Below are 24,395 nucleotides of genomic sequence, written 5' to 3'. Positions count from 1 at the left end.
CCGGTTCGGCCGACGACCGCGCGGGTCCTCACGTCGTCCGGCGCGGCTGTTGCGCCGGCGACAGCGGGCAGTCGCGATAGGCTGCCTCGATCGCCGGCTCCGAGCCGTCGACCTTGAACAGAGCCGTGCTGGTGCCGGCGTTCAATGATCTGATCCGCACAACAAGTTGGGTCGACTCACGCAGGTCGGCGATGAACTGCTGCAGCGCTGCGGGCTCATCGATGACGATCACCTGCTGCCCCAGCAGCGCCCGCGACTCCACAGCGTCGCGTCCTGCCTTGTCGTCGAAGCGATATCCCAGGCTGGTGTTACGGTCGCTCCCGATCTTGAAGCCGAAGCCGACCTTCACGATCGACCGTTTCTCGAAGCAGGTGAGCTGGAGCGTCGCCAGCGAGACCAGCAGCGGATCGGTGCTGTTCGACGCCCGGTTGGTTACGGTGATCGCGCCCGCCACCGGAGCGCCGGTGATCAGGTCCGGCCGCTGATCGATTCGCCAACTGCCGGATTTCAGCGAGCCGTCGCTGACGCATCCGGCCAGCACGACGGCGATAACGCAACTCGCAACACGCACTGCAACCTCCCCGGCCGCAGCTCTAATCTGCAACTCCAGCGTGCGTAACGCAAGCGTTACGCGAGCGGTCAAAATGCAAAGGCCCGGCTTCGGAGGAAGCCGGGCCTTCAGACTAAGTGGAAGGTGAGGGGCGAATTACGCCGCGCGCACCGAGCTGAGGAAGCGCGCCACTTCGGTCTTGAGCTGCGCGCTGTCGGTCGACAGCGACCGCGCCGCCGCCAGCACCTGCGACGACGACTGGCCGGTTTCGGCCGCGCCGCGCTCGACGTCGGCGATGTTGGCGCTGACCTGCATGGTACCTTGCGCCGCCTGCTGAACGTTGCGCGAGATCTCCTGGGTGGCCGAGCCCTGCTGCTCGACCGCCGAGGCGATGGCGGACGAGATCTCCGACATCTGGCCGATGGTGGTGCCGATTTCCTTGATCGCCGACACCGACTCTTCGGTCGCGGCCTGCATGCCGGAAATCTGCTGGCTGATTTCGTCGGTCGCCTTCGCGGTCTGCTCGGCGAGCGCCTTCACTTCCGCCGCGACCACCGCGAAGCCGCGGCCGGCTTCACCGGCGCGTGCCGCTTCGATGGTGGCGTTGAGCGCCAGCAGGTTGGTCTGGCCGGCGATGGTGTTGATCAGGTCGACCACGTCGCCGATCCGCTGCGCCGCGGTGGCGAGCTGATTGATGCGGTCGTTGGTCTTGTTGGCCTGCTGCACGGCCGAGCTGGCGATCCGCGAGGAGTCCTGCACCTGGCGGCTGATCTCGTGGATCGAGGATGCCATCTCCTCGGTGGCCGAGGCGACCGACTGCACATTGCTGGTGGCGATCTCCGAAGCGCCGGCGACGGCGGCGGTCAGCTTCTCGGCTTCTTCGGCGGTGTGCGCCATCTTGCTGGCGGAGGCCTCCAGTTCGGTCGATGCGCTCGACACCGCTTCGACGATGCGGCCGACCGCGCCCTCGAAGGCGTCGGCGAGCTTCTGCATTTCCTGCTTGCGCTGCTGTGCCGCCACTTCGTCCTGATGCGCCTTCTGCTCGGCTTCCTCGCGGGCGCGATGATCGGCATTCTCGCGGATCACCACCACGGTCTTGGCGATGTCGCCGATCTCGTCGCCGCGCGCGGCGCCGGGGATTTCGACGTCGAGCTGGCCGCCGGCCATCTTGTCCAATGCTCCGTTCAGCCGCATCAGCGGCCGCGAGATGCCGAAGAAGGTGAACACCATCGAGATCACCAGCGAGATCATCACCACCATGCCGAGCGCGAAGTTGATCCGGTTGGCGCTGAACAATTCGTCTGCGGCCTGGGTCTTGGTCGCCTTGGCGGCCTTCTCGGCACGCTCCACCGCTTCGCCCATCAGACCGAGCGCTTGCGTCGCGACCGAGTGCGCCTGGCTGACGAGCTGATCGCGCTTCGCCTTGTCGGCATCGCTGGCGCCTGATTGGCCGGCTTTGGCCAGCTTGCCGACCTCGTTCATCGCACCATCGTACTGCGTCGTCAGCGCACCGATCGAGCGCAGGCGTTCCTTGTCGGCGCCGTCTGCGATCTGTGCCACCGCGGTGCTGATCCCACGATCAATCGTTTCCCGAGCGTCGTGCAGCGCGGTGAGGGCGCTGTCGATCTGCGCCGGGGTCGAGGCGAGGCGGATCTCGGCAGCGGCGAGCTGCATCCGGCGCAGCGCGACGTTGGCTTCGAGACCGTGATCGGCGACCATCTGCTGCGCATCGGCGCGGGCGTTGACCGCGTTGATCGACCGCTCAGTGGTCAACTGATTGGCCGCCATGCCGAGCGACAGCGCGATACTGGTCAAGCTCGCGAGCCCGAGCTTCATTCCGATACTGTTCAGTCTCATGTCGAGAACCTTCGCTTTTGGGCGGTTCGCCTTCTTTTGGGCCGCGCTGAAATCGTCAGATGCGCCTTGGGCGCATCGCCGGCAGCACTACGCCTCACCTCGTGAAACCACGGTTAACATTGGGGTTCTGGAATTACCCCGCGCGGCAAATAGTTACCTGTAATCAGGCAGATACGACGCAAGTCGTGTGCTGAGATGCCTTACGTAGTTGTCCGGATGTCGCCTGCGGGTGCTCGGTCACCGTGCCCCTGGCCGCCGACGAAGCCACGCTGTCGCCACCATGTATTCAGCGGCGGTTCAGCAGCCCGGCGCGCATCATCCCGGCACCACACGATCAAGCGGGATGCGGCGATGCGAACCAACACGGCCGGACGGTGGCGCGCACGAGGATCGGCGATCCTGGGGATCGGCATCGCCGCCATCATCACCGGCGGGGCAGCCGATGCCGCAGAGATCTCCCCGCACGATCTGGCGCTGATCGATCGGCTGACCTGGGGCATCAACGGCTCCAGCGTCGCGCAATTCCAGAAGCTCGGCGCCGCGCGCTGGGTGGATCAACAACTGCACCCTGCGGCGGACAGTGCGTTGCCGCAGCCGGTCGCCGCGCAGATCGAGGCGATGCCCGATGCGACCGGCCTGACACCGGCGGCGATCAATGCGTTCCAGGCGCAAGGCAAGGATGCCGATCAGCTCACCGACCCGGAGGCGCGCAAGACTGCCAAGCAGGCGTACCAGCAGGCGCTGAACGACCGCGCCAAGCAGGCGGCGAGCCGGTCGATCCTGCGCGCGCTGTACGCCCCCGATCAGCTCCGCGAGCGGATGACCTGGTTCTGGCTGAACCATTTCAACGTCCACCAGAGCAAGGCCGAGCTTCGCCTGCTGGTCGGCGACTATGAGGACCGGGCGATCCGCGCTCATGCGCTCGGCAAGTTCGGCGATCTGTTGCGCGCCACGCTGCGGCATCCGGCGATGCTGCGCTATCTCGACAATGCCGGCAACGCCAACGGCCATCTCAACGAGAACTACGCGCGCGAGATCATGGAGCTACACACCATGGGCGTCGGCAGCGGCTACACCCAGGCCGATGTCGAAGCGCTTGCCAAGATCCTGACCGGCGTCGGCATCGACCTGAAGCCCGAGGACCCGAAGTTGAAGCCCGCGCTGGCTCCGCAGCTCGTCCGCGACGGCGCGTTCGAGTTCAATCCGGCGCGGCACGATTACTCCGACAAGACGTTCCTCGGCCACACCATCCGCGGCAGCGGCTTTGCTGAGGTCGACGAGGCGCTCGACCTGATCGTGCACAATCCGGCGACCGCGCAGCACGTGTCACGCAAGCTCGCGACCTACTTCGTGTCGGACGAACCGCCGCAATCGCTGATCGACAAGATGGCGAAAACCTTCACCGCCTCCGACGGAGATATCGCCCAGGTGCTGGCCGCGATGATCGCTGCGCCTGAATTCGATGCGTCGCTGAAGACCGCGGAGCGCTTCAAGGATCCGGTCGGCTACGTGTATTCGGCGGTGCGGCTCGCTTATGACGACAAGGTCGTGCTCAACACCGTGCCGATCCAGCGCTGGCTCGGCCGGCTCGGCGAAGGGCTGTATCAGCGCCAGACCCCGGACGGCTATCCGCTGACCGCGACCGCCTGGAACGGCCCGGGCCAGATGATGCTGCGGTTCGAGATCGCGCGCCAGATCGGTTCCGGCTCGGCGGGATTGTTCAAGCCGGAGCAGGCCGACGCCAAGGATCGCCCGGCGTTTCCGCTGCTGCAGAATGCGCTGTATTTCGGCGGGCTCAGCCGGACGCTGAGTCTGGCCACGCGCGGCGCGCTCGATTCTGCGATCTCGCCGCAGGATTGGAATACGCTGTTTCTGTCCTCACCCGAATTCATGGTTCGTCAACGCGCGGAGGCACCGCATGAACCGTCGTGATCTGCTGAAAGCCGTCGCGGCCTTCGCTCCGGCCGCATTGACGACCACGATCGCCGGCCGCGTCTGGGCTGCGCCGGCCACCGACGCCAAGCTGCTGGTCGTGTTCCTGCGCGGCGCTTACGATGCCACCAACGTGCTGGTGCCGGTGTCGAGCAGCTTCTACTACGAGTCCCGGCCAAATCTCGCGATCGCCAAGCCGGACGTCGGCAATCCGAACTCCGCCGTGGTCCTCGATGCTGATTGGGGCCTGCATCCGGCGCTGCGCGACAGCCTGGCGCCGCTATGGACGAGCCGCGAGATCGCGTTCGTGCCGTTCGCCGGCACCAGCGACGACACCACCCGCAGTCACTTCGAGACGCAGGATACGATCGAACTCGGGCAATCGACGAAAGGCTCGCGTGACTACCGCTCGGGCTTCATGAGCCGGCTTGCGGCCGAGCTGACGCGAGTCAAACCGATCGCCTTCACCGAGCAGCTGCCGCTGATCTTTCGGGGGCAGGCGGAGATTCCGAATATCGCACTCGGCAATGTCGGCAAGCCCGGCGTCGATGACCGCCAGGCCGAACTGATCAAGCAGATGTACGCCAAGACCAAGCTCGCGTCCGCGGTGGCCGAAGGCTTTCGGGTGCGCGACGAGGTGGTGAAGTCGATTGCCGACGAGATGACAGAAGCTAACCGCGGCGCGGTGTCGCCGCGCGGCTTCGAGCTGTCGGTGCGCCGGATCGGCCGGCTGATGCGCGAGCAGTTCAACCTCGGCTTCGTCGATGTCGGCGGCTGGGACACCCACGTCAATCAGGGCGCGGCGACCGGTTATCTCGCCGATCGGCTCGGCGAGCTCGGCCGGGCGCTCGCCGGCTTCCGCGAGGAGATCGGTCCGGCGGCCTGGCGCGACAGCGTGGTGGTGGTGATTTCCGAATTCGGCCGCACCTTCCGCGAGAACGGCGATCGCGGCACCGATCATGGCCATGGCAGCGTGTACTGGGTGCTCGGCGGCGGGCTCAACGGTGGCCGGATCGCCGGCGAGCAGATCAAGGTGGCGCAGCCGTCGCTGTTCGAGAACCGCGATTATCCGGTGCTGACTGATTATCGCGCGCTGTTCGCGGGTCTGGTGCAGCGCATGTACGGGCTGGATGCCGCGGCACTGCAACGGATCTTTGCCGGCGTGCGTCCGGCTGATCTTGGCTTGGTGTGATCAGCTTCGTGTGATCAGCGCTTGGCGACTTCCACCGCGGCTTCATTGCGGCGGACGAAGGGAAGCGTGAACGGCGCATCGTAGAATAGGCCGTAGGGCGCGCCGACCGGCTGCCATGGCGTCTTGGCGAGCGCGGCGATCAGTTGCTGCTCGCGCTCGCGCAGGTCGCGCCCGGTGCCTGAGAAGCGCAGCGTCGCGATGGTCTGTTCCGGCACGGTGACGATCTGCACCCGCGCGTCGTCGGGCTTCGGCGCAGTCTCGGCCGTGAAGGCGGCCGGCAGGAAGAACCGCATCCGCGTCATGCGGTCCTGCGCCGCAGTTTCGACCGGCGCGGTCATCGCAATCTTCTCCGGCCGTGCGACATCGACGGGCACGGTCATGGCCACGCGTTCAGAGGCGCCAGAGCCACCGCGATTGGCACCGGCGATGTAGTTGAACAGCAGCGTGAAGGCCTGGCCGTCGGCATTGCCGCGGCGTTCCAGATCGACCTCGGCGGCGACCCTCGGCGCATAGCGCCGGATCTCGATCGCCTCGCTCGGCCGGTCGAGCACGGTGTAAGCCGGCTCCTCGTACAGCCGCAGGCCCACGATGCCGAGGACGGATTCGGCGACCAGAACTGTGTAGTACCAGATCGCCGAGGCCATGCGGCCGTCTCCGTGCCGCGCGATCGTTTGCGCTCCCTGACGTCAGCTAATCATCGCACGGCCATCGGCAAGGTTTTATGTCGTGCGGTTCCGTGTTGTGTCGAGGGTGGATGCGATTACCATCGGTGGTCTGTCGAAAGCAGAAAGGTGCCGCTGCATGTGCCGGAACATCAAGACGCTGTTCAACTTCGAACCGCCGGCGACCGACGACGAAGTTCGCGCCGCCGCGTTGCAGTTCGTCCGCAAGCTGTCGGGTTTCAATGCGCCGTCGCAGGCCAACGCCGCCGCGTTCGATCGCGCGGTGAGTGAGATCACCGACGTAGCCCGCACGCTGCTGCTGTCGCTGCAGACCCAGGCCGCGCCGCGCGACCGCGAGGTCGAGGCGGCGAAGGCGAGGGAACGATCGCGCGCGCGGTTCGGGTGACCGCGCGGGCTCATCGAACGAGACGGATCACGCAAGCGGCGCGATCAGTCCTTGTGCTTGCGCTTCTTCTTTTTCTTGCCGCCCTCGGCATGAGCTTCTTCGTCGAGCACGATCTCGGCTTCGGCATTCGCGGCTTCAATCGCGGCGGCGACTTCACGCTCGGCAGCTTCGCGCGCCGCCTGCTCGAGAGCTTCGGCGGCAACACGCTCCTCAAGCTCGCGGGCTTCGCGGGCGCGCTGCGCTTTGTAGTCTTCGTAGGCGTCGAAGATCAGGTGCAGCCAGGGCATCACCTGCTCGATCGAGGGGAGCGCACCGGCGGGGCCGGGCTCGCCGCGGGGACCCTGTTCGCCGCGCGGACCTTGCGGGCCTTGCTCACCACGAGGACCTTGCTCGCCGCGCGGGCCTTGTTCACCACGGGGACCTTGCGGGCCGGGCTTGCCTTGCGGGCCGATCGGACCGGGCTTGCCATCGGGTCCCGGCTTGCCCGCGATGCCGGGCTTGCCTTGCGGACCAGCCTTGCCCTGCGGCCCCGGCTTGCCGACCGGACCCTGCTTGCCGCGGGGGCCCTCGGGGCCTGGGCGGCCCGGATGTCCTTGTGGTCCCGGTCGGCCCGGTTCACCGGGCCGTCCGCGCGGGCCTTGCGGCCCCGGACGTCCGCGGCGGGTGGATTCAGCTTCAGCCACGCAACGCCCCCAAACGATTCCTGACGGCGTGACTTTATCAGAGCTTGCGTGACGGCTTCAATTCCGCTGCTGTGCAGCGGTGCTTCGCACGAGTGTGTGCCGTGCGCAGCGACACAGCGCTACTCGGCGGCGTCGCTCCGCGCCACGCTGTCGCTCGGCTCAGCCTTCGAGGCGGATGCCGCCGGAGCCGGCGATGCTGATTGCGACGACGCAGGCGCCGCGTGCGATGCGGGGCCGGCCGCGGACGAGAACACCAGACCGTCGTCCTTGCGGCAGATGCCGTAGGTGCCGACGCTGTTCGAGGTCAGCGTGATCACCGGATCGTTGCACTTCTCGCACACCAGCGTGCCGGCGCCGTTGACATGGCCGGGCAGGCGATCCTGTTTGCTGAGCAGCGTGCATTGCTGGCCGAGCGGATCGATCGAGACTTTGGCGCCGCAGGAGAAGCAATAGCGCGTCTCGGAATGCTGCTTGCCCTGATCGATGTTCGCCGGAATCTTGCTGGCGCAGACCGGGCAATTGACCGACACCGCGCGGGTGAACTGCGAGGCGCCCGGCATCCTCAGGAAGATGTTGCCGCTGGTCGAGCGGTGGGCGTGGAAGCGCTGGCCGCAATGTGGGCAGGTCGGCTTGGCGCTGTCGCCGGGCAGGCTGCCGACCTGGAATTCGACCTGCTTCTTGCAGGCTGGGCAGTTCTCGGTCTCGGTGACCAGCTTGCGCTCCGGTGTGCGGCCGTCGGTGATCCGGGCCTCGATCTGCAGCGTATCGCGTGCGGTCAGCATCTCGATCACGTCGAACGGCAATTGCCGGCCGGTGATCTCGCCGAGCTCGTGGGTGACGCCGATCAGATTGTCGATGCACTGCTCGATCTGCGCCAAGTACACGGCTGCGGGGATCGACTCGTCGCGGCCGCCTTTCACCGATTTGTGGATCTGGCTGATCGAGGTCTCGAGCTGGCGCGCCAGCACGTTGAGATTGGCGGCCATCCGGGCTTCGGCGGCGCGCTGGCGCAGCGTCCATACCACCGCGAGGGTCGCGAGGCTGGCGCCGCAGATTGCCGACACCTGACCCCAGAACCAGATCCAGCCCGATTGGGTGCCGAGCGCGAAACCGAGCACGATCATGAACAGACCGGTGCAGGCGGCAATCGTCTCGACCGGATGGGCCGAAAACACTTTCATGAAAGCTTTGCGCAGCACCGCTTAATCCTCGGAAACCTATTGCCTCAACCTATCGTCAATTCCGCCGCGCCGGAAGCCGGACCCCGTAAAATGGCAGGGTTTTACCCATCGAACCGGCCTCGACGATGGTCGGTATCAGGTGAGTGGCGCTGCATGTGAGTTGCATGAAGCTTGTCACTGCCTCGCGCATTGCTGGCGTTGCGCATCATCCAAGACTGGAAAGCCTGCCTTGGAGGCTTCATCGGTATTCCCGCATGGGTTGTGTTGAGTTGAATCTCAACTATGATCCGCCGCCGTGCATCTGCAACGGCACATGGAGAACAACCATGCGTAAAGCTCTGGTGTTCGGTGTGTTCGGCGTCTTCGCAGTTCTGCTGGCGGCAGTTTCGCCCGCGCGTGCGCAAGCGGAAGTCCTTCTTCCTTATCCTGCTCTCACGATCTTCTTCAGAACGGCCAATCTCGAACCTCTGTCTCAGAGCCAGTTCGTTCTGAATCTCGCGGCGCAAAGTTCGACGAAGGAGCCGCAAGCCAACGTCAACCTGTTCGACGATTTCTATCTGATCAACGGTCAGTGGAGCGGATCGCCCGACAATCTGATCGTCCACTTCAACGGCAGCCTGCAGAACCTCGGACAGCGCGTGATCCCGACATGGATCGGCGTCGCGCAGTTCTCCAACCATGCCATCACCTACGACCTGCAGGCCGGCCTGCAGCAGGTCAAAGCCAAGTACGGCATGCCGGCCGCGCGGGCCACCAGCGTCGTGGTGTACCGCACGATCAACACCGGTCAGATCGTGTACGACTACCGGATTCCGATCGCAGGCGGGCGCTGCCAGGAGTATCTGTTCATACCGGATAACGGCGGCTTCCAGCTCGGCATGCAGGGCGGCTGCTACATTTCGCTCGCGGCGGCGGGGCGTAGCCGCGCCGGACATCGCTGAGTATGCCGATGATGGATGCGGCGCGGCCGCATCCATCACATAAAGGCCGATCGCATGCGGCGCGGGGCTTCACCGATTCAGTTCGGCCCGCGCCGTATCGTCGAGGAAACCCGATCGACCGACCGAGCCGTGGTCGGCCTCTCAGAAGCCTGCGCCGCGATTGTAGGAGTCGACCAGCTGATTGTAGTCGCGCAGCAGGCGCGGCGGCGAGCCTTCCACCATCCATCCCGAGCCGGCGTTGCTCAGCATCATCTTCTCGCCGCTCGAATACGGCGTCTTGTCGCGCTGGCGGCGCATCAGTTGCTTGGCGGTGACGAGAAAGGACTTGGCGTTCGACATGAACATCGAGCCGATCTTGGCGTTTCGCTCGCCCTCGGTGAAAGCCTCGTTCGCCGCGACGGTCTTGCCATAAGCGTCGATGGCTGCTGTCAGCGCCGCCAAATCTGGCTTGTCGGCCTCGGCCGCGCGGATCACGCGCTTGGCGTCGATCATGGTGGCTTCGATCTGGTAGCGTGCCTTGCGGCCTTCGCTGCGTTCGATCGCCGCCAGCTTCTCGGCGGACTGACGGTCCTTGATGACCTCGACGCCGCCGCGCAACTTGCGGTCGGCGTCCGCGAACGCATCCCAGGCGGCGACCAGACGGGGATGCAGGGCTTTGCCTTTCGCCATCTTGTCGTCCTTGTAGTTCTCCTGCGTGTAGTAGTCGTCGGTTTCCTTCAGCAGCGGCTCGAGCTTGCCGACCGCGTCCGCATAGGCAGAGGCTGCGGCTTCGAGCGCGGGTTCGTGCGGCTCGATCGCGTTGGCCTTCTCGACGGCGGCGCGGCAGTCCTTGGTGTCGTAGATCGTGTAGGTGCCGTAGACGATCCGTTCCTTGCCGGTCGGGCCGGTCTTGGCGGCCCAGGAGAAGTAGCGTGCGCGGGAATCGAATGCGCGCGCCGACAGCCGATTGAGGCAGCCGATATAGGCGTTGAGCTTTTCGGTGAGCGCGTCCGACGAGTTCGGAGTTTCGGCCGCGCGTGCGGGTGCCACGACGACAAGACACATCAGACTGCCGACGAGCAGTCTGACAGCGGATCGGCGGGTGGCAACCATTCGATTCTCCTTTTTGTTGGATCGGTGCAGCATCGCGGTTCGTTGTCGCCGCGAGCGATGCGCCGGTTCAGCACAAGCTGCAGGTCCGGTGTCGCCGCCGTGGTGGTTTCACCGTCATGGCGCCCGAATCGCGATGGTAGTGCTAGACGGGAAAGACGAAGCCCGTAAGGGGCGAGCGATAAAGGAGAGCGGGATGCGTGGATTGCTGGGGACCGTGGTTGCCGTGCTGATCGGCGTCTTTGCACTGGGCGCGCCCGCCCAGGCCGACGAGGGACGGATCACGCTGACGATCTATAAAGGCGGCTGGGTGATCGGCGGCTCCGGCGGCTCGGGCACGTTGAATTTCCACGGCAAGCGCTATCCGCTGTCGATCGGCGGCCTGTCCTACGGTCTGGTGTTCGGCGGCTCGAAGGCGCAGCTCGCCGGGCGCGTCAGCAACATCCGCTCGCCGCGCGATGTCGCCGGCGTGTATGGCGCGGTCGGGGCCGGTGCGGCGGTCGGTGTCGGTGCCCGCGCCATCGTGCTGCGCAACGAGAAGGGCGCGGTGCTCGAACTCAGCGGCTCGCAGGTCGGACTGATCGCCGATCTCGATCTGTCGGGCCTGGCAATCGGGTTCAAATAGTCCGGCCACGGCGCGCTCCTGAACAACCGCGCCGCGACGCCAGCTTGCGGCGCTCGGTCCGCGGGCCGCAATGCCCGCAGGGCGCCGGCAGGTCGAACAACTCGGAGAGCCGCGCATCCTGCAGCGCGATCGCGTCGTACAACGCGAAGGCCTCCGCGGCGCGCGGCGTGCCGATGATGTCGTCGCGCCGCAATGCGCGCGCTGCGAGCCGGTCGAGGCCGTCCGCGAGGCTGGCGTCCTGAACCATCACGGCCGAGCCAGTCGCGGCGATGAAGTGATGCAGCCGCACGACGAAGCGGTCGGACGCGTCGCTGCCGTCGCCCCAGCGCCCGCAGATCAGGTCGATCTCCGCGCCGTGTTCGGCGATATGGCCGACCGTCCACCACACCTGATAGGCCACGACGGCATCGGCCGTTTCGATCGTGCCCGAGACACGGCGGCTGATCTGGCCGCAGCAATCGCAGCGGCCGGTGACCTGATCGCCGTCCGGCGTCACCCGCAGCGTGGTCGGGACGGTGGCCGCGTCGAGCTCCGGACTACTCACGGCAGGTCCTGCCGTCGGGGGCGGGCAGGGCGGCGAGCTGCTGCGCCGAAGCTGCGCTGAACGACCGAGAACGACACCGCATCGACGCCTCTCGCTGCAACCGGGGAAACCGTTACGCAATTTCTGATTGCAGAATGTTCCTGATATGTTCGTTTTCGTCAAGCGCCATCATCGGAACGAAAACCGAATACCGGTGGCGCCACGCCTGTCGGCCGCCCTTGCTTGCCTCGCCGGGCGTTGCTGGCTACAGCAAGTCGCAATCACAAGCGGGTAGGACGTCCTTCTCATGAGCGACAGAGTCATCATCGCCGGCGGCGGCATTGGCGGGCTTGCGGCGGCGTTGACGCTGCATCAGATCGGCGTGCCTTGCGTCGTCTATGAGGCGGCGCGCGAGATGCGCCCGCTTGGGGTCGGCATTAATCTGCAGCCGAATGCGGTGCGCGAACTGCTCGACCTCGGCATCACCGAAGCCGACCTCGACGGCGTCGGCCTGCCGGCGAAGGAATGGGCGCTGGTCGGCCTTAACGGCAACGACATCTATGCCGAGCCGCGCGGCAAGGCCGCCGGCTATCGCTGGCCGCAATATGCGGTGCATCGCGGCCGCTTTCACATGCTGCTGAACGACAAGGTGATCGAACGGCTCGGCGCCGATGCGGTGCAGCTCGGCCGCCGCGTCACCTCCTATCGTAAGACCGCGGACGGCGTCGTGGCGACGCTGGAGCACGCCGATGGCGGCAGCTCCGAAGTCACCGGTGCGCTGCTGATCGGCGCCGACGGCATTCACTCCGCGGTGCGGGCGCAGATGCATCCGAACCAGCCGCCGATCCATTGGGGCGGCGCGGTGATGTGGCGCGGCACCACTTGGGGCAAACCGACCCGCAGCGGCGCCTCGTTCATCGGCCTTGGTACGCATCGCCACCGCGTCGTGATCTATCCGATCTCGCAGCCGGATCCCGCGACCGGGCTGTCGATGCTGAACTGGATCGCCGAGGTCACGCTCGACAATGCCGAAGGCTGGAAGCAGCAGGGCTGGTTCCGGCAGGTGCCGACCTCCGAGTTCGCGCATCATTTCGACGGCTGGGTGTGGGACTGGCTCGACGTGCCGGCGATGATCCGCGAGGCCGACTCCGCTTACGAGAATCCGATGATCGACCGCGATCCCGTCGAGACTTGGCGCGACGGCCCGGTGGTACTGATCGGCGACGCCGCGCACGCGATGTATCCGACCGGCTCGAACGGCGGCACCCAGGCGATCGTCGACGCGCGCGAGCTCGGCGCCGCGATGGTGGCGCATGGCGCCACCGAAGCGGCGCTGGCGGCATTCGACGCCAAGCTGTGCGGCCCGATCTCGCAGCTGATCCTGCGCAATCGCGGCGCCGGCCCATTCGGCCTGCTCAACCTTGTCGACGAGCGCTGCGGCGGCACCTTCGACAATATCGATGACGTGATCCCGCCGGCCGAGCGCGCCGCCTTCATGGCCGGCTACAAAGCCGCCGCCGGTTTCGCGATCGATCACCTCAACGCCGCGCCGCCGACGATTGCACCCGGCGCGCGGGTGAAGGAGCCGGCGGCGGCGTGAGCTGCCGCGCGAAGGACTCACCCTTCACGCGCGTGATCGTCTGATGCGTGATCATCATTCGCCGCCGGCGGTGATGAGGTCATTGCCGCCGGCTGCGCCATCTTGCGCCGGACGCGGCTGTTGATCCTAAACAGCGTGTGCACCTTGCCATTGGCGGTGGCGCAGCCGCCGCGCATGTTCGGAAGTATCAACGTCGCTTCGCTCATCGCATCTCTCCATTCGCTGTGATGCGATACTAATCGCGACGACAATTGTCTGGTTCGCGTCAGCGTTTTGGTATCGTTAACCGATCGTTAACGCCGGCTGCCCGACGCCGCAGCGGCGCGCATCGCTGCCGCAGCCATCGGTTCGCGTGCGCGCCGTGCCGCCGCCGGCTTAGCAGCCCCAGTTGATGCCGCAGCCGTGAGTGTCCGACGCGCAGCGGCTGATCGAGGCGACGTGGAAGTACTCCGGCCCCTGCGTGCCGGTCACCGTCACCTTGGTGGCGAGATAGGGCCGCAGCTTCGGCTCGTCGTTGAACGGGCGGGCATCGATCGCGATGCGCTGCTCGCTGTCGTCAAAGTGCTGCAGATAGTAGATCGGCGTTTCGCTCTTCGAGCCGATCGCGGCGAGCTTCGCGAACAGAAAACCATGCAAGGTCTGTACGTCGGATGCGGGCATGACCAACGTTCCTTCAGGTTATTAGTTCGCCGCCGAGCTTAGGAGCCTGCCGGCGCGCAGCATTGATCGGGCACAATCTGAAGCTGAGTGAGCGCCGAAATCGCGCCTGTGGTGCGTTCGACAATGATGACGAATGCACCGTTTGTTGCACATGCCGGTATGATGGAGCGTCGTTTGGCACGAGGCTGTGCAATTAGTTCGGCCTTGGCATGCAGCCATGTTCTCGCGGCGCCGCAGCGTCCGAGGTATGCGCCCGTCGTCATCACGACGAGGGGCGAGGGCGCGCCGCTTGGCGCAAAGTTGGTGGTTGGTCGCGACGGCTTGCGATCCATCGCGAAGGCGCCGTCACGGCGCCCCCACCAGCGGCGATCTTGTGGCATCGGGACCCTTTGCGCGCTTCGCGTCGTCGCCGGGCTCGACCCGGCGACCCATCGTCTGAATGAGGGCGACGATGGCACAGCGGATTATCAATCGATGGATGCGCGGGTCGAGCCCGCGCATGACGCGGGAGAATCCCCTCTCGTTCGTCATTCCGGGGCGTGCCACGGGTCCGGCCTTCGGCCGGTCCGATGACAACTCCGCGCGAGCCCGGAATCCATAACCATCGCGGCAGCGGCGGAGTGAGAGCGCCCGATCGGCAAGCACCGAGACGATGCCCCTGAACGTCCCGGACTTCGCTGCGCGCCGCCCAGGCTACCGAGCGGTGGCTGTGTCGTCGGCGCGATCGCCGCATCTACCTTCGCTGCTCGATGTCAGTCTCACGAGTGATCACTTTGCCGGTTGGGTTGGCGAAACGATCCGTCCTGCTCGACGACGCTCAGCACAGCTCGCTTCGCTGACAGGACGAAGGCAAATCACTTTGTTTCAGGAATAAAATCCAAAAATGTGTTGCGATAGGAAAAAATGCAGATATGATGAATTTGACGAAGCGCGGAGCTGATCAACAATGTCGTTGATATTCGAACAGTGAAATCTGGCGCGGTGGAGAGCCGAACTTGCGGCGATCAGAGTCGAATTGAGAGAACGGCGGCTTTCCCGTTCCAGGATCAAAGCCGGGTTCAGAGAGGAGCAGCCTCGTAACGAACTTGGCAGATGGACGCTCGAGAGTGGTGTCGAGGTATCGACCTCGACTGGATTCTTCACTGGCATCGCGGAGATCGATGAAACATCGGTGGCGATGAGTGATACGCTCGCTCGCGTCATGGGGGCGTTGGAATACTTACCGCAAATGTCGCCTGCGATGTACGGTACCGCCGTCCACATTGCGTTCGGGTTAGCGTTAAGGCTCCAGGGGCTTCCAGGCGTGGGAGACATCGAACGGAGTTTCAGTCTCGACACCGTCGATCCCTATTACGGGCTCGCCGGAACGATCAGAACCGATGCAACGCTACGTAATGTGCAAGGGGATATTATCGCGATCTATGATGTCAAAACCGGTGCCCAGACGATATCGCGGGCCCGAGCGGACGAACTCCGGGCAAAGACGCGTGCTGCGCCGGATACGCCCGTCTTCGAACTGAATGTCGTCCGAGGAATTTCGCGAAAGCAGATTGTTCTGAGCATTTTCAGGTCGCGTTCCCGGGCGCGCCCGATGACCCGAGGGATCTGACATGTCGATCGAGATTTATGTGCTGTCGGACCAGAAGCTGAATTCGATGTCGGAATGGCAGAGCGCCATCGACGCAAAGGGTTTCCCGCTACGGCTGTCGACCGCGACCCCGTTTGCAAGCAGCCACGGCGCGTTGCCCGTCGTGCTTCGCGATCGGCCGTCGGCATTCGAGTGCGATCATTGGGACGCGAAGGTCCTGATGTCCGAGACGCCGAAGGTGACGTTCGAGCGGTCATGGCGATACGCACTCGCGTTTCGCTGGGGCGGCGACATCGACGCCGGAGTGTCCGCCTATCTGGCCGCAGCCGCCTACGCCGAGGCGACGGTCGGCCTCGTGCTCGATTGCGCGGAGGGCAAGCTGATCTCGCCGGCCCGCGCCGCCGAGGTTGCCGCTGAGCTGGAGAGGAGCCGGGCGTTGATCGAGGAGGCGGTTCGGCGGGCGCTTGAAGGCTTTCGAAAGCCGTGACAGGCGAGGGCGAGGATCTCGCGAGCGGCGTTGGCGAGGGGCGCGCAGTTCGCAGACGCGGCTCTGCCGATCCGGTGCACTCAGGCGAACCGGTATCAGCGCGGAGCGGATAGCTCGTCGGACGGCTTGAGCGCAGCGGACGTCGTGGTCCGGGGATGGCGCCGTGGCGATGCGGCCTGCGCCCGATCCGGCGCGCTTGGATCCTCCACGCGAGGCCCTGCGACCTTCGGCGATGGTGCGCTCAGATCAATGCTGCAGCCTGCGGCCTTGTTAGGTTGCGGCTCTGTCTTGAACTGGAGGTTGTCATGATCGCGCGTCGTCGTCTTGCTGGTTTGGCTGTCGCGTTGCCCGCGCTCGCCGCGGCGGCGCTGGCGCCGCCGTCGCCGGCGCGCGCCGGGGACGGGCTCGAGCCCTACGCGCCGCTGTTGGTCGAGCTGCCGGGCTGGAAAGCCGGCAAGCTCGGCGGCCTCGCGATGCAGGACGGCGGCAGCCGCATCGTGGTGGCGCAGCGCGGCTACGAGCGCGGCGAGATCCATGTCAGCGTCCAACTGCTCGCCGGCGCGCCGGCCCAGAGCCGGCTGGCGGCCGGCGGCACCGGGATGAAGACCGAGGCCAGCCACGGCCCGGCCAACACCACCACGATCGACGGCTTCAAGGTGACGCGGACGTTCCAGGCCAGCGACAAGTCCGGCACGATCCTGATCGCGCTCGGCCCCGCCGCCGCGCTATCGCTGTCATTCAAGGGCCTCGGCGAGGACGAAGCCCTGGCGACGGCGAAAGGCTTCGACTGGACCGCGATGCGGGCGGCGGTGAAGTAGCGGAGAGGCGATCGTAGGGCGGGGGTAGCCGAAGGCGTAACCCGCCGGGCGTCGGCTGAGATCGTATTGACACTGTGGATACAGAGCGCGATATTCTGCCCATGGCAAAGACGCGCGTCGCACCCGTAAAATCCGCTCGTCGTTCCGCTGCGGCCGCAGCGCGCGGTGCGAATTCCGAGGCCAAGGGCAGTATCAATCTGCGGATCGAGACCGGCACCCGCCAACTGATCGACGATGCGGCTGCGGTGCTGGGGAAGACGCGTACCGAGTTCATGGTGGAAAGCGCCCGGCGGCAGGCCGTCGATGTGCTGCTCGATCAGCGCTTATTCACGCTCGATCCCGAACGCTATGACGCCTTCATGCAGGCGCTCGACAATCCGCCCGCGCCTGGGCCGAAGCTCAAGGCGTTGCTGCGTCGGGTCCCGGCATGGCGGACATAGACGACGCGCCAAACCCGCCACGCTCCCGTCTGTCGGCTCCTGTTCCTCTGACGATTGCACATGATCTGTCGGCGTTCGATTGCGGCGAACCGGTGTTGAACGACTGGCTGCGCCAGCGGGCACTCAAGAACGAAAGCCGCTTCTCGCGCACCTACGTGGTGTGCGAGGGCAATCAGGTCGTCGGCTATTTCTGCGTTTCAGCAGGCGCGGTCGAGCGCGCGGCAGCGCCGGGCAAGGTCCGCCGCAACGCGCCCGACACGATCCCGGTGTCGGTGATCGGACGGCTGGCCGTCAGCCGCTCCCATGCCGGAAGGGGGCTCGGCGCGGACCTGCTTTCGGACGCGCTGCGCCGGATCGCGCTGGCATCGCAGAGCATCGGCATCGGCGCGGTTCTGGTTCACGCCAAGGACGATGCGGCCAGACGTTTCTATCTGCGCTGCGCCGAATTCATCGAGTACCCCGAAGACAGCCGGACGCTGTTCCTGCCGATCGAAACGGTGGTCGCGGCCTTGAGTGAGTAGCCCGCGTGAGCGCAGCGATACGCGGGGGTGAACGAACCTGAGAGTCCCGGGTAGCGCTTCGCTCACCCGGGCTACGCATGCTTTCGCGCCGTGACGCAGCCGTGAGCCGGCCGGGACTGGTCCCGCGATGACACGATACGTCACGCGCATGCGATGCTCGCCCTGCGCGCTCTGGTGGAGATGGTGAGCTGCAAGGAAAATAGTTGGCGACGCGGAACTGCTTGACCTTTGCGGGATCATGATGCGGATGGCGGCGTGCGACTGTGCGAAGCGTCATCCGCCATGTTCACATAGGATGATCCGATGACCCCCGCCGAACTCTCCGAGATCTACCGCGGCTACATCGCCTGCCTGAACCGGCAGGATTGGCCGCAGCTGGACCAGTTCGTCGGCGAGGACGTGTCCTACAACGGCGAGCGGGTCGGGCTGACCGGCTATCGCGATATGCTGCAGCGGGATTTTCGCGCGATCCCGGACCTTCACTTCGACATCCAATGGCTGGTGTCCGAACCGCCGCGGGTCGCGAGCCGGCTGTGGTTCGACTGCACCCCATCGGGCGAGCTGTTCGGCCTTGCCGTCAATGGCAGACGAGTCCGCTTCGCCGAAAACGTATTCTACGCGTTCTCCGACCGCCGCATCGTGGAAGTCTGGTCGATCATCGACAAAGCCGCCGTCGCATCGCAGCTCGCGTGAGCCGATCGCGGCTGTAGGGCGGGTTGGCCGAAGGCGCAACCCGCCGAGCGGCGGCTGCGCTTGCGTCCGTGTGGTGGTGGATTACGCTTCGCTAATCCGCCCTACGGGCTACGCTTGCTAAATGATTTGCAAAGATTTCATCAATCCGCGATGAACCACAATCTTTTCCTTGAAGTTCAATTCGGCTTCAGGACGAACGTGCCTAAAGATGTGTACTCCCACGCGGACAACGTTGCCAATGATGGAAAAATAGAAAAGTGTCTTCAGTACCATATCAACGTCTTTGATTTGCACGCCACCCGCTTGAACTCTCTCGTCATAGGCCTTTTTAAATTCATCGATACTCAGTATCCATTTACGAGTTTCAGAGAAGATCGACAGCACTTTTCCTATATCCGGTATAATTCCGTGGATCTCGTCTATTAGTTCTTTTCGCAAGTAATTTGAGTAGAGTTTGTCGGCGTCTTTGATCGTTTCTGCGGAAATCTCTCGACGTGAACGCTTGAGCTCCAATGCAGCGCATTCCCTTAGATAGTTAATATAGTCGCGAGGTCGACCTTGCGTGCTCATCGTGATGTAGTCAAAAGAGCGAGTGGTCTTTTTTCCATCAGAGTATCTGACTGCGCCCCGATTGAATATCGAGTACCAGAGGCAATCAAAATCGTCGCTCTGCTTCCCGATGGCCTTGGCGAGGCGATGTGAGAGAAGTCCCTTCATGCTTTCGGGAGTCCATTCGAGATCAACCTGAAAATCTCTCCACTTATTCTTGTCGGGGTCCTGAAGGAGATCGTATATATCGTCTCGCAAAAAGACGACGGGATAGAGTCGGTGCTCTTTGGTAATAGACCTTACATCCTGAACTGCCTTGAAGAGACTGGTCAATAGGTCGAGATACTCACTCTTATTGTAAGTCTCAAAAATATCCTTGTAGTCCTCATCCAATTCATCAAAAAGAACGAGGAAGGTCTGATTCGGTATATTCTTGACAACAAACTGCTCGAGGTTTTCTACCTTTTCTTGAATTGTTGTCTTCTTCTTTTCTTTGAACCATTTAGAAATGTTGATCCCGGTGCCGAGTACATTGATTCCGAAATCACCTGAGATCCACTGTCCAATTATCGTCCCCAGATTGTCTCCATCCGGGTTTGGGAAAGCCTTTAGAATCCGATCGCGCGTAAGGGGGTCGCATTTGCTGCTCCTAGCGATCAGTTTACATGCGGCGGAATAGATTATTAGCTTCCAGATTGTGATGTATTGGTTAGGGCGGCGATAGCTATCATTACCCTGGGAGTATAATTCGTTGAATGGAAAATTCTTAAAGGTGAGTTTTGATACATGTAGGTCGGTGCTGGATGTGTCGGAGAGATATTGAACAAGTGCAGTCTTCCCGGTGCCTTTGCGTCCTATGACGTAAGAGGCATCGCCGGTTGCGATGTCATTCAATTCGGGGATAGCAAAGAAATAGCGCTTTATGTCGTCTAGCTTCGCCTCAAGCTTCCATCGGGATAGTTCTGTGAGGCAATGAAGTCGCTCGGCGTCAGTTAGGTGCAGGTCGGGCCCTGTATAAGGGCCGAGGGCGCGAGGTGCTCTGCTCGGGGCGCCGGAGCGAATGTTCGCGCGGGTAGCTTGAGCAAGCCTTTCAACGCTCTTCGCCTGCAATTTTCCGTTGTTTTCCTTTATCTCATATTGGACAACATCACCTTTTTGTACAGTGTTCCACTCTTCACCCGAACTCTGTTGAGTGGAAAAAGTACTCGGTTCCGTCAGCTTCGCTTTTCAGGAATCCGTAGCTCTTACCAGGGGGGAGACTGCAAACTTTGCCAACGTGTTTCATTGATCGTTCCAGAAGATAGTCACGCTCTACTGCGTCATGCCTGGATAGCAGGAAAGGGATGTTGAAATCAACTTGGGGTTGTCGATGCGGTGCGGGTCAGCAGAGGAAAAATGTAGATACTCTTCCTGCCAAATGAGTGAGCTCTCTCAGAGTTAGTTGAACTTTGGCCTCGGTCGGGTTCTTAAAGTCATGGCTGTTAAGAGGGCGGACTTGGCGGCAGACTGCATCTGCGGAGTCGGTGAACAAGCGTGGGCGCCGCCTTTGACGAGCGGATTATGAAAATGGATGCCCGGGTCGAGCCCGGGCATGACGTTTGTGGTGTGGTGAGCGCCCGCTGCCTTACGACAGCGCCTTGTTGCTCTCTTTCACCTTGTCCGCGTCGAGATACACGCTGCTTCCCATCTCTTTGAACTTGGCGCTCATCTGCGCCATGCCGTCTTCGATGGTGCCGGAGATGGTCATGCCGGCGTGGCCGACCGGGTAGAGGGCGGCTTTCTCGTTGTCGCCGAGGCCCGCTGCGTAGTCGCGGACGTCCTGGGTGATCTTCATCGAGCAGAACTTCGGGCCGCACATCGAGCAGAAATGCGCGACCTTGTGGGCGTCCTTCGGCAGGGTCTCGTCGTGGAAGGCCTGGGCCGTGTCCGGATCGAGGCCGAGGTTGAACTGGTCCTGCCAGCGGAATTCGAAGCGGGCGCGGGAGAGGGCGTCGTCGCGGAGCTGTGCGGCGGGGTGGCCCTTGGCGAGGTCGGCGGCGTGGGCGGCGATCTTGTAGGTGATCACGCCGGTCTTGACGTCGTTGCGGTCGGGCAGGCCGAGATGCTCCTTCGGCGTGACGTAGCACAGCATCGCGCAGCCGAACCAGCCGATCATCGCGGCGCCGATGCCGCTGGTGATGTGATCATAGCCCGGCGCGATGTCGGTGGTCAGCGGGCCGAGGGTGTAGAACGGCGCCTCGCCGCACTCCTTCAGCTGCTTGTCCATGTTGATCTTGATCTTGTGCATCGGCACGTGGCCGGGGCCTTCGATCATCACCTGGCAGCCCTTGTCCCAGGCGATCTTGGTGAGTTCGCCGAGCGTCTCCAGTTCGGCGAACTGGGCGCGGTCGTTGGCGTCGGCGATCGAGCCCGGCCGCAGGCCGTCGCCGAGCGAGAACGACACGTCGTACTTGCGCATCAGATCGCAGATCTCGTCGAAATGCGTGTAGAGGAAGCTCTCCTTGTGATGCGCCAGGCACCACTTCGCCATGATCGAGCCGCCGCGCGACACGATGCCGGTGACGCGGCTGGCGGTGAGGTGGATGTATTGCAGCCGCACGCCGGCGTGGATGGTGAAGTAATCGACGCCCTGTTCGGCCTGCTCGATCAGCGTGTCCTTGTACAGCTCCCAGGTCAGCTTGGTCGGATCGCCTTCGCACTTCTCCAGCGCCTGATAGATCGGCACGGTGCCGATCGGCACCGGCGAGTTGCGCAGGATCCATTCGCGGGTGGTGTGGATGTTGCGGCCTGTGGAGAGGTCCATCACGGTGTCGGCGCCCCAGCGGATCGCCCACACCATCTTGTCGACTTCCTCTTCGACCGACGAGGTCACCGCAGAGTTGCCGATATTGGCATTGATCTTGGTGAGGAAGTTGCGGCCGATGATCATCGGCTCGAGTTCGCCGTGATTGATATTGGCCGGGATGATCGCGCGGCCGCGGGCGATCTCGTCGCGGACGAATTCCGGGGTGATGAACGCCGGCACGCTGGCGCCGAACGATTCACCGTCGGCCAGCGCGGCCTCGGCGCGTTCGAGCTGCTGCTTGCGGCCGAGATTCTCGCGCTCGGCGACGTAGATCATCTCCTTGGTGATGATCCCCTTACGGGCGAATTCGTATTGCGTGATCGGCGCGTCACTGATCCCGCGCAGCGGCTGGTGATGCGCGGTGAAGGCTTTCGCGGCATGCGCGGCGCCGACATTGCCGTTGTCTTCCGGCTTGATGTCGCGACCTTCGTATTGCTCGACGCCGCCGCGCTCCTTGACCCATTCGGTGCGCGGGCGCGGCAGGCCCTTGTTGACGTCGATGACCACGCTCGGATCGGTGTAGGGGCCACTCGTATCGTACACCGGCAGGTTCGGCTCGCCTGCGCCTTCACTCAGGATGATCTCGCGCAGCGGCACGCGCAGATCCGGCGCGCTCGCAGGCGTGGCGTAGATCTTCTTGGAGGAGGGCAGGGCGCCGGTGGTGACGGCAGCGCGGGTGGTCTCGGGATTGGAGCGGATATTCATGCCATCCTCCTTGTTATCGGTTGTTATTCGGGCCGCTTGGTTCGGTCGTGTTGTCGGTCGGAGTGGCGAGGGCACGGTGCGTGTCGCCCTCACCCCGACCCTCTCCCGCAAGCGGGAGAGGGAGGAGTCACCGGTCGGGTCGCGGCTGTGCCTCACGCACGGCCTGCTCCCTCTCCCGCGTGCGGGAGAGGGCTGGGGTGAGGGCGCCGCGCGTCGCAGCGGTCGCGTTCGTCATCACGCCTTCTCGGCGACGAAATCGAGCCAGGCGCGGACGCGGGCGTCTGGATCGGGGTTTTGCGTCACGTCGCTGACCACCGCGATCGAGTCGGCGCCGGCGGCGAAGATCTCTTCGGCCTGTTCCAGCTTGATGCCGCCGATCGCGACCAGCGGGATGTTGCCGACGCGCTTCTTCCATTCGGTGATCTTCGGAATGCCTTGCGGGGCAAACCGCATCGATTTCAGCGTGGTCGGGAAGATCGGGCCGAGCGCGATGTAGTCCGGCTCGGCAGCGAGCGCGGTTTCGAGTTCGGCGTCGTCGTGGGTGGAGAGGCCGAGCGTCAGCCCGGCGCTGCGGATCTCGGCGAGGTCCGCCTCGGCGAGGTCTTCCTGGCCGAGATGCAGATGCTGGGCGCCGGCGACGATCGCGGCGCGCCAGTAGTCGTTGATGATCAGCTTGACGCTGGTGTCCTTCACCGCCGCGAGCGCGTCGGTGACGAGCTGCAGCGCGGCGCCGTCATCGAGGTCCTTGGCGCGGAGCTGCACGGTGCCGACGCCGAGCGCGGCGAGGCGTTTGACCCACGCGATGCTGTCGACGACGGGATAGAAACGGTCAGGATACGGCATGCCAGAACGGGGTCCCGATCACAGGGGTGGAGGGCGAAGCGAAATCGCGGGCGCCCATCAGCCCCGCTTCGTAACCAGTGCGGCCGGCTTCGACCGCGAGCTTGAAGCCGCGCGCCATCGCCACCGGGTCTTCGGCTTTGGCGATCGCGGTGTTGAGCAGCACGGCGTCGTAGCCGAGCTCCATCGCTTCGGCGGCGTGGCTCGGTGCGCCGAGGCCGGCGTCGACCACCAGCGTGATATCGGGCAGGCGGTCGCGCAGCAGCTTCAGCGCGTCGCGACTGACGATGCCGCGCGCGCTGCCGATCGGCGCCGCCCACGGCATGATCACCCGGCAGCCGGCATCGACCAGCCGGAGCGCGACCGACAGATCCTCGGTGCAATAGGGAAACACCTCGAAGCCATCCTTGATCAGGATTGAAGCTGCTTCGACCAGGCCGACCACGTCCGGCTGCAGGGTGTCGTTGTCGGCGATGACTTCGAGCTTGATCCAGCTCGTGCCGAACAATTCGCGCGCCAGCTTGGCGGTGGTCACCGCATCGCGCACGCCGCGGCAGCCGGCGGTGTTCGGCAGCACGGTGACGCCGAGTTCGCGGATCAGAGACCAGAACTGATCGCCGGCCTTGCCGCCCGCCGTCTCGCGCCGCAGCGACACCGTGACGATCTCGGCGCCGGACTCGCGGATCGAGTCCTGCATGATCGCCGGCGACGGATACAGCGCGCTGCCGATCAAGAGCCGGGAGCCGAATTCGCGGTCGTAGAATTTCACCATGCATGTCGCTCCGCGCTTTGATCAGTCCGCTGCGCCTCGCTCCCTCTCCCGCTCGCGGGAGAGGGCTGGGGTGAGGGCGACGCGCACTCAGTGCCCGGGGACCCCCACCCCGACCCCTCCCCGCAAGGGGGAGGGGAGCGGAGGCGCTGCGGCGCGTAGCGTGTATCACCGCCATCCTCATTCCCACCACAGTCGTCATCCCCGCGAAGGCGGGGATCCAGTATTCCAGAGCGTTC

Annotated in this window: 25 protein-coding genes; 12 read left to right on the top strand and 13 right to left on the bottom strand. The window is 64.3% G+C overall.

The features are described from left to right. Nucleotides 1–28 precede the first annotated feature (28 nt). Both LRC39_RS18470 and LRC39_RS18465 read right to left on the bottom strand, forming a co-directional pair. Nucleotides 29–454 carry a hypothetical protein gene (locus LRC39_RS18470; RefSeq protein ID WP_346295225.1) on the bottom strand — a complete coding sequence of 142 codons (426 nt, stop codon included), beginning with the start codon at nucleotides 452–454 and terminating at the stop codon, nucleotides 29–31. Nucleotides 455–706: 252 nt separating this feature from the next. Then, nucleotides 707–2,407: a methyl-accepting chemotaxis protein gene (locus tag LRC39_RS18465; protein ID WP_346295224.1), complete on the bottom strand. Its 1,701-nt coding sequence runs from the start codon at nucleotides 2,405–2,407 to the stop codon at nucleotides 707–709. Nucleotides 2,408–2,758: 351 nt separating this feature from the next. Here LRC39_RS18465 and LRC39_RS18460 point away from each other — a divergent pair, with 351 nt between their 5' ends. Together LRC39_RS18460 and LRC39_RS18455 are read left to right on the top strand one after the other, a co-directional pair. After that, a complete protein-coding gene (locus LRC39_RS18460) occupies nucleotides 2,759–4,339 on the top strand; it encodes a DUF1800 domain-containing protein (protein WP_346295223.1) in 1,581 nt (526 codons plus the stop codon). After that, nucleotides 4,326–5,531: a DUF1501 domain-containing protein gene (locus LRC39_RS18455; protein ID WP_346295222.1), complete on the top strand. Its 1,206-nt coding sequence runs from the start codon at nucleotides 4,326–4,328 to the stop codon at nucleotides 5,529–5,531. Before LRC39_RS18460 ends, LRC39_RS18455 begins: the two co-directional genes overlap by 14 nt. 14 nt (nucleotides 5,532–5,545) lie before the next feature. On the opposite strand, the gene LRC39_RS18450 is transcribed toward LRC39_RS18455, so the two are convergent. After that, nucleotides 5,546–6,175 carry an SOUL family heme-binding protein gene (locus LRC39_RS18450; protein WP_346295221.1) on the bottom strand — a complete coding sequence of 210 codons (630 nt, stop codon included), beginning with the start codon at nucleotides 6,173–6,175 and terminating at the stop codon, nucleotides 5,546–5,548. Nucleotides 6,176–6,332: 157 nt separating this feature from the next. Between LRC39_RS18450 and LRC39_RS18445 the strand changes: the two genes are divergently transcribed. Further along, on the top strand, nucleotides 6,333–6,599 hold the full coding sequence (locus tag LRC39_RS18445) for a DUF2277 domain-containing protein (protein ID WP_107356387.1): 267 nt from the start codon (nucleotides 6,333–6,335) through the stop codon (nucleotides 6,597–6,599). A 44-nt stretch (nucleotides 6,600–6,643) separates the two neighbouring features. On the opposite strand, the gene LRC39_RS18440 is transcribed toward LRC39_RS18445, so the two are convergent. Together LRC39_RS18440 and LRC39_RS18435 are read right to left on the bottom strand one after the other, a co-directional pair. Then, the gene (locus LRC39_RS18440) at nucleotides 6,644–7,282 is read right to left on the bottom strand and encodes a collagen-like protein (protein ID WP_346295220.1); all 639 of its coding nucleotides are present in this window, start codon (nucleotides 7,280–7,282) and stop codon (nucleotides 6,644–6,646) included. A gap of 119 nt (nucleotides 7,283–7,401) precedes the next feature. Next, nucleotides 7,402–8,481 (bottom strand): hypothetical protein, encoded by a 1,080-nt coding sequence (locus tag LRC39_RS18435; protein ID WP_346295219.1) that lies wholly within the window; start codon nucleotides 8,479–8,481, stop codon nucleotides 7,402–7,404. Nucleotides 8,482–8,627: 146 nt separating this feature from the next. On the opposite strand from LRC39_RS18435, the gene LRC39_RS18430 reads away from it, so the two are divergent. After that, nucleotides 8,628–9,404: a hypothetical protein gene (locus LRC39_RS18430; RefSeq protein ID WP_346295218.1), complete on the top strand. Its 777-nt coding sequence runs from the start codon at nucleotides 8,628–8,630 to the stop codon at nucleotides 9,402–9,404. 141 nt (nucleotides 9,405–9,545) lie between these two features. On the opposite strand, the gene LRC39_RS18425 is transcribed toward LRC39_RS18430, so the two are convergent. Then, nucleotides 9,546–10,496: a YiiG family protein gene (locus tag LRC39_RS18425; RefSeq protein WP_346295217.1), complete on the bottom strand. Its 951-nt coding sequence runs from the start codon at nucleotides 10,494–10,496 to the stop codon at nucleotides 9,546–9,548. A gap of 193 nt (nucleotides 10,497–10,689) precedes the next feature. Here LRC39_RS18425 and LRC39_RS18420 point away from each other — a divergent pair, with 193 nt between their 5' ends. Beyond that, nucleotides 10,690–11,118 carry a hypothetical protein gene (locus LRC39_RS18420; RefSeq protein ID WP_263989158.1) on the top strand — a complete coding sequence of 143 codons (429 nt, stop codon included), beginning with the start codon at nucleotides 10,690–10,692 and terminating at the stop codon, nucleotides 11,116–11,118. On the opposite strand, the gene LRC39_RS18415 is transcribed toward LRC39_RS18420, so the two are convergent. After that, nucleotides 11,111–11,662: a hypothetical protein gene (locus LRC39_RS18415; RefSeq protein ID WP_346295216.1), complete on the bottom strand. Its 552-nt coding sequence runs from the start codon at nucleotides 11,660–11,662 to the stop codon at nucleotides 11,111–11,113. The genes LRC39_RS18420 and LRC39_RS18415 overlap by 8 nt on opposite strands. Before the next feature lie 286 nt (nucleotides 11,663–11,948). On the opposite strand from LRC39_RS18415, the gene LRC39_RS18410 reads away from it, so the two are divergent. Beyond that, a complete protein-coding gene (locus LRC39_RS18410) occupies nucleotides 11,949–13,241 on the top strand; it encodes a flavin-dependent oxidoreductase (protein WP_346295215.1) in 1,293 nt (430 codons plus the stop codon). Nucleotides 13,242–13,258: 17 nt separating this feature from the next. Here LRC39_RS18410 and LRC39_RS18405 read toward each other — a convergent pair whose 3' ends face one another. Together LRC39_RS18405 and LRC39_RS18400 are read right to left on the bottom strand one after the other, a co-directional pair. Continuing rightward, nucleotides 13,259–13,447, bottom strand: coding sequence for a hypothetical protein (locus tag LRC39_RS18405; protein ID WP_346295214.1), 189 nt, complete (start codon nucleotides 13,445–13,447; stop codon nucleotides 13,259–13,261). Nucleotides 13,448–13,616: 169 nt separating this feature from the next. Beyond that, nucleotides 13,617–13,901: a hypothetical protein gene (locus tag LRC39_RS18400; RefSeq protein ID WP_346295213.1), complete on the bottom strand. Its 285-nt coding sequence runs from the start codon at nucleotides 13,899–13,901 to the stop codon at nucleotides 13,617–13,619. A 1,171-nt stretch (nucleotides 13,902–15,072) separates the two neighbouring features. Here LRC39_RS18400 and LRC39_RS18395 point away from each other — a divergent pair. The 6 genes from LRC39_RS18395 to LRC39_RS18370 all read left to right on the top strand — a co-directional run bounded on the left by LRC39_RS18395 (nucleotide 15,073) and on the right by LRC39_RS18370 (nucleotide 18,448). Next, the gene (locus tag LRC39_RS18395) at nucleotides 15,073–15,510 is read left to right on the top strand and encodes a hypothetical protein (protein WP_346295212.1); all 438 of its coding nucleotides are present in this window, start codon (nucleotides 15,073–15,075) and stop codon (nucleotides 15,508–15,510) included. 1 nt (nucleotide 15,511) lies between these two features. Then, on the top strand, nucleotides 15,512–15,976 hold the full coding sequence (locus tag LRC39_RS18390) for a hypothetical protein (protein WP_346295211.1): 465 nt from the start codon (nucleotides 15,512–15,514) through the stop codon (nucleotides 15,974–15,976). A gap of 305 nt (nucleotides 15,977–16,281) precedes the next feature. Beyond that, nucleotides 16,282–16,794, top strand: coding sequence for a hypothetical protein (locus LRC39_RS18385; RefSeq protein WP_346295210.1), 513 nt, complete (start codon nucleotides 16,282–16,284; stop codon nucleotides 16,792–16,794). Between the two features lie 101 nt (nucleotides 16,795–16,895). Beyond that, nucleotides 16,896–17,234: a DUF1778 domain-containing protein gene (locus LRC39_RS18380; RefSeq protein ID WP_346297526.1), complete on the top strand. Its 339-nt coding sequence runs from the start codon at nucleotides 16,896–16,898 to the stop codon at nucleotides 17,232–17,234. Further along, a complete protein-coding gene (locus tag LRC39_RS18375; protein ID WP_346295209.1) occupies nucleotides 17,222–17,755 on the top strand; it encodes a GNAT family N-acetyltransferase in 534 nt (177 codons plus the stop codon). The genes LRC39_RS18380 and LRC39_RS18375 overlap by 13 nt, the downstream gene beginning before the upstream one ends. Nucleotides 17,756–18,058: 303 nt before the next feature. Continuing rightward, nucleotides 18,059–18,448 carry an ester cyclase gene (locus LRC39_RS18370; RefSeq protein ID WP_346295208.1) on the top strand — a complete coding sequence of 130 codons (390 nt, stop codon included), beginning with the start codon at nucleotides 18,059–18,061 and terminating at the stop codon, nucleotides 18,446–18,448. Between the two features lie 117 nt (nucleotides 18,449–18,565). Here the strand turns inward: LRC39_RS18370 and LRC39_RS18365 are convergent, their stop codons facing one another. The 4 genes from LRC39_RS18365 to LRC39_RS18350 all read right to left on the bottom strand — a co-directional run bounded on the left by LRC39_RS18365 (nucleotide 18,566) and on the right by LRC39_RS18350 (nucleotide 24,159). Beyond that, nucleotides 18,566–20,107: a P-loop ATPase, Sll1717 family gene (locus LRC39_RS18365; protein ID WP_346295207.1), complete on the bottom strand. Its 1,542-nt coding sequence runs from the start codon at nucleotides 20,105–20,107 to the stop codon at nucleotides 18,566–18,568. 514 nt (nucleotides 20,108–20,621) lie between these two features. Next, nucleotides 20,622–22,547, bottom strand: a complete 1,926-nt coding sequence (thiC, locus tag LRC39_RS18360) for a phosphomethylpyrimidine synthase ThiC (RefSeq protein WP_346295206.1) — start codon at nucleotides 22,545–22,547, stop codon at nucleotides 20,622–20,624. Between the two features lie 234 nt (nucleotides 22,548–22,781). After that, the gene (locus tag LRC39_RS18355) at nucleotides 22,782–23,390 is read right to left on the bottom strand and encodes a thiamine phosphate synthase (protein WP_107345341.1); all 609 of its coding nucleotides are present in this window, start codon (nucleotides 23,388–23,390) and stop codon (nucleotides 22,782–22,784) included. Continuing rightward, nucleotides 23,377–24,159, bottom strand: a complete 783-nt coding sequence (locus tag LRC39_RS18350; RefSeq protein ID WP_346295205.1) for a thiazole synthase — start codon at nucleotides 24,157–24,159, stop codon at nucleotides 23,377–23,379. Before LRC39_RS18350 ends, LRC39_RS18355 begins: the two co-directional genes overlap by 14 nt. Nucleotides 24,160–24,395 lie beyond the last annotated feature (236 nt).

Origin of the sequence: Rhodopseudomonas sp. P1 (assembly GCF_039642825.1) — a bacterium.
GTDB lineage: Bacteria > Pseudomonadota > Alphaproteobacteria > Rhizobiales > Xanthobacteraceae > Rhodopseudomonas > Rhodopseudomonas palustris_H.
The sequence above is the reverse complement of the archived record's forward strand: the minus strand, read 5'-3'. Positions and strand labels throughout refer to the sequence as shown.

What these genes read in the sequence shown, in the direction of transcription:
- LRC39_RS18465 (WP_346295224.1), bottom strand. Translation starts at nt 2,407, where the DNA reads ATGAGACTGAACAGTATCGGAATGAAGCTCGGGCTCGCGAGCTTGACC.
- LRC39_RS18460 (WP_346295223.1), top strand. Translation starts at nt 2,759, where the DNA reads ATGCGAACCAACACGGCCGGACGGTGGCGCGCACGAGGATCGGCGATC.
- LRC39_RS18455 (WP_346295222.1), top strand. Translation starts at nt 4,326, where the DNA reads ATGAACCGTCGTGATCTGCTGAAAGCCGTCGCGGCCTTCGCTCCGGCC.
- LRC39_RS18450 (WP_346295221.1), bottom strand. Translation starts at nt 6,175, where the DNA reads ATGGCCTCGGCGATCTGGTACTACACAGTTCTGGTCGCCGAATCCGTC.
- LRC39_RS18445 (WP_107356387.1), top strand. Translation starts at nt 6,333, where the DNA reads ATGTGCCGGAACATCAAGACGCTGTTCAACTTCGAACCGCCGGCGACC.
- LRC39_RS18430 (WP_346295218.1), top strand. Translation starts at nt 8,628, where the DNA reads ATGAAGCTTGTCACTGCCTCGCGCATTGCTGGCGTTGCGCATCATCCA.
- LRC39_RS18425 (WP_346295217.1), bottom strand. Translation starts at nt 10,496, where the DNA reads ATGGTTGCCACCCGCCGATCCGCTGTCAGACTGCTCGTCGGCAGTCTG.
- LRC39_RS18420 (WP_263989158.1), top strand. Translation starts at nt 10,690, where the DNA reads ATGCGTGGATTGCTGGGGACCGTGGTTGCCGTGCTGATCGGCGTCTTT.
- LRC39_RS18410 (WP_346295215.1), top strand. Translation starts at nt 11,949, where the DNA reads ATGAGCGACAGAGTCATCATCGCCGGCGGCGGCATTGGCGGGCTTGCG.
- LRC39_RS18405 (WP_346295214.1), bottom strand. Translation starts at nt 13,447, where the DNA reads ATGAGCGAAGCGACGTTGATACTTCCGAACATGCGCGGCGGCTGCGCC.
- LRC39_RS18400 (WP_346295213.1), bottom strand. Translation starts at nt 13,901, where the DNA reads ATGCCCGCATCCGACGTACAGACCTTGCATGGTTTTCTGTTCGCGAAG.
- LRC39_RS18390 (WP_346295211.1), top strand. Translation starts at nt 15,512, where the DNA reads ATGTCGATCGAGATTTATGTGCTGTCGGACCAGAAGCTGAATTCGATG.
- LRC39_RS18385 (WP_346295210.1), top strand. Translation starts at nt 16,282, where the DNA reads ATGATCGCGCGTCGTCGTCTTGCTGGTTTGGCTGTCGCGTTGCCCGCG.
- LRC39_RS18380 (WP_346297526.1), top strand. Translation starts at nt 16,896, where the DNA reads ATGGCAAAGACGCGCGTCGCACCCGTAAAATCCGCTCGTCGTTCCGCT.
- LRC39_RS18375 (WP_346295209.1), top strand. Translation starts at nt 17,222, where the DNA reads ATGGCGGACATAGACGACGCGCCAAACCCGCCACGCTCCCGTCTGTCG.
- LRC39_RS18370 (WP_346295208.1), top strand. Translation starts at nt 18,059, where the DNA reads ATGACCCCCGCCGAACTCTCCGAGATCTACCGCGGCTACATCGCCTGC.
- thiC (WP_346295206.1), bottom strand. Translation starts at nt 22,547, where the DNA reads ATGAATATCCGCTCCAATCCCGAGACCACCCGCGCTGCCGTCACCACC.
- LRC39_RS18355 (WP_107345341.1), bottom strand. Translation starts at nt 23,390, where the DNA reads ATGCCGTATCCTGACCGTTTCTATCCCGTCGTCGACAGCATCGCGTGG.
- LRC39_RS18350 (WP_346295205.1), bottom strand. Translation starts at nt 24,159, where the DNA reads ATGGTGAAATTCTACGACCGCGAATTCGGCTCCCGGCTCTTGATCGGC.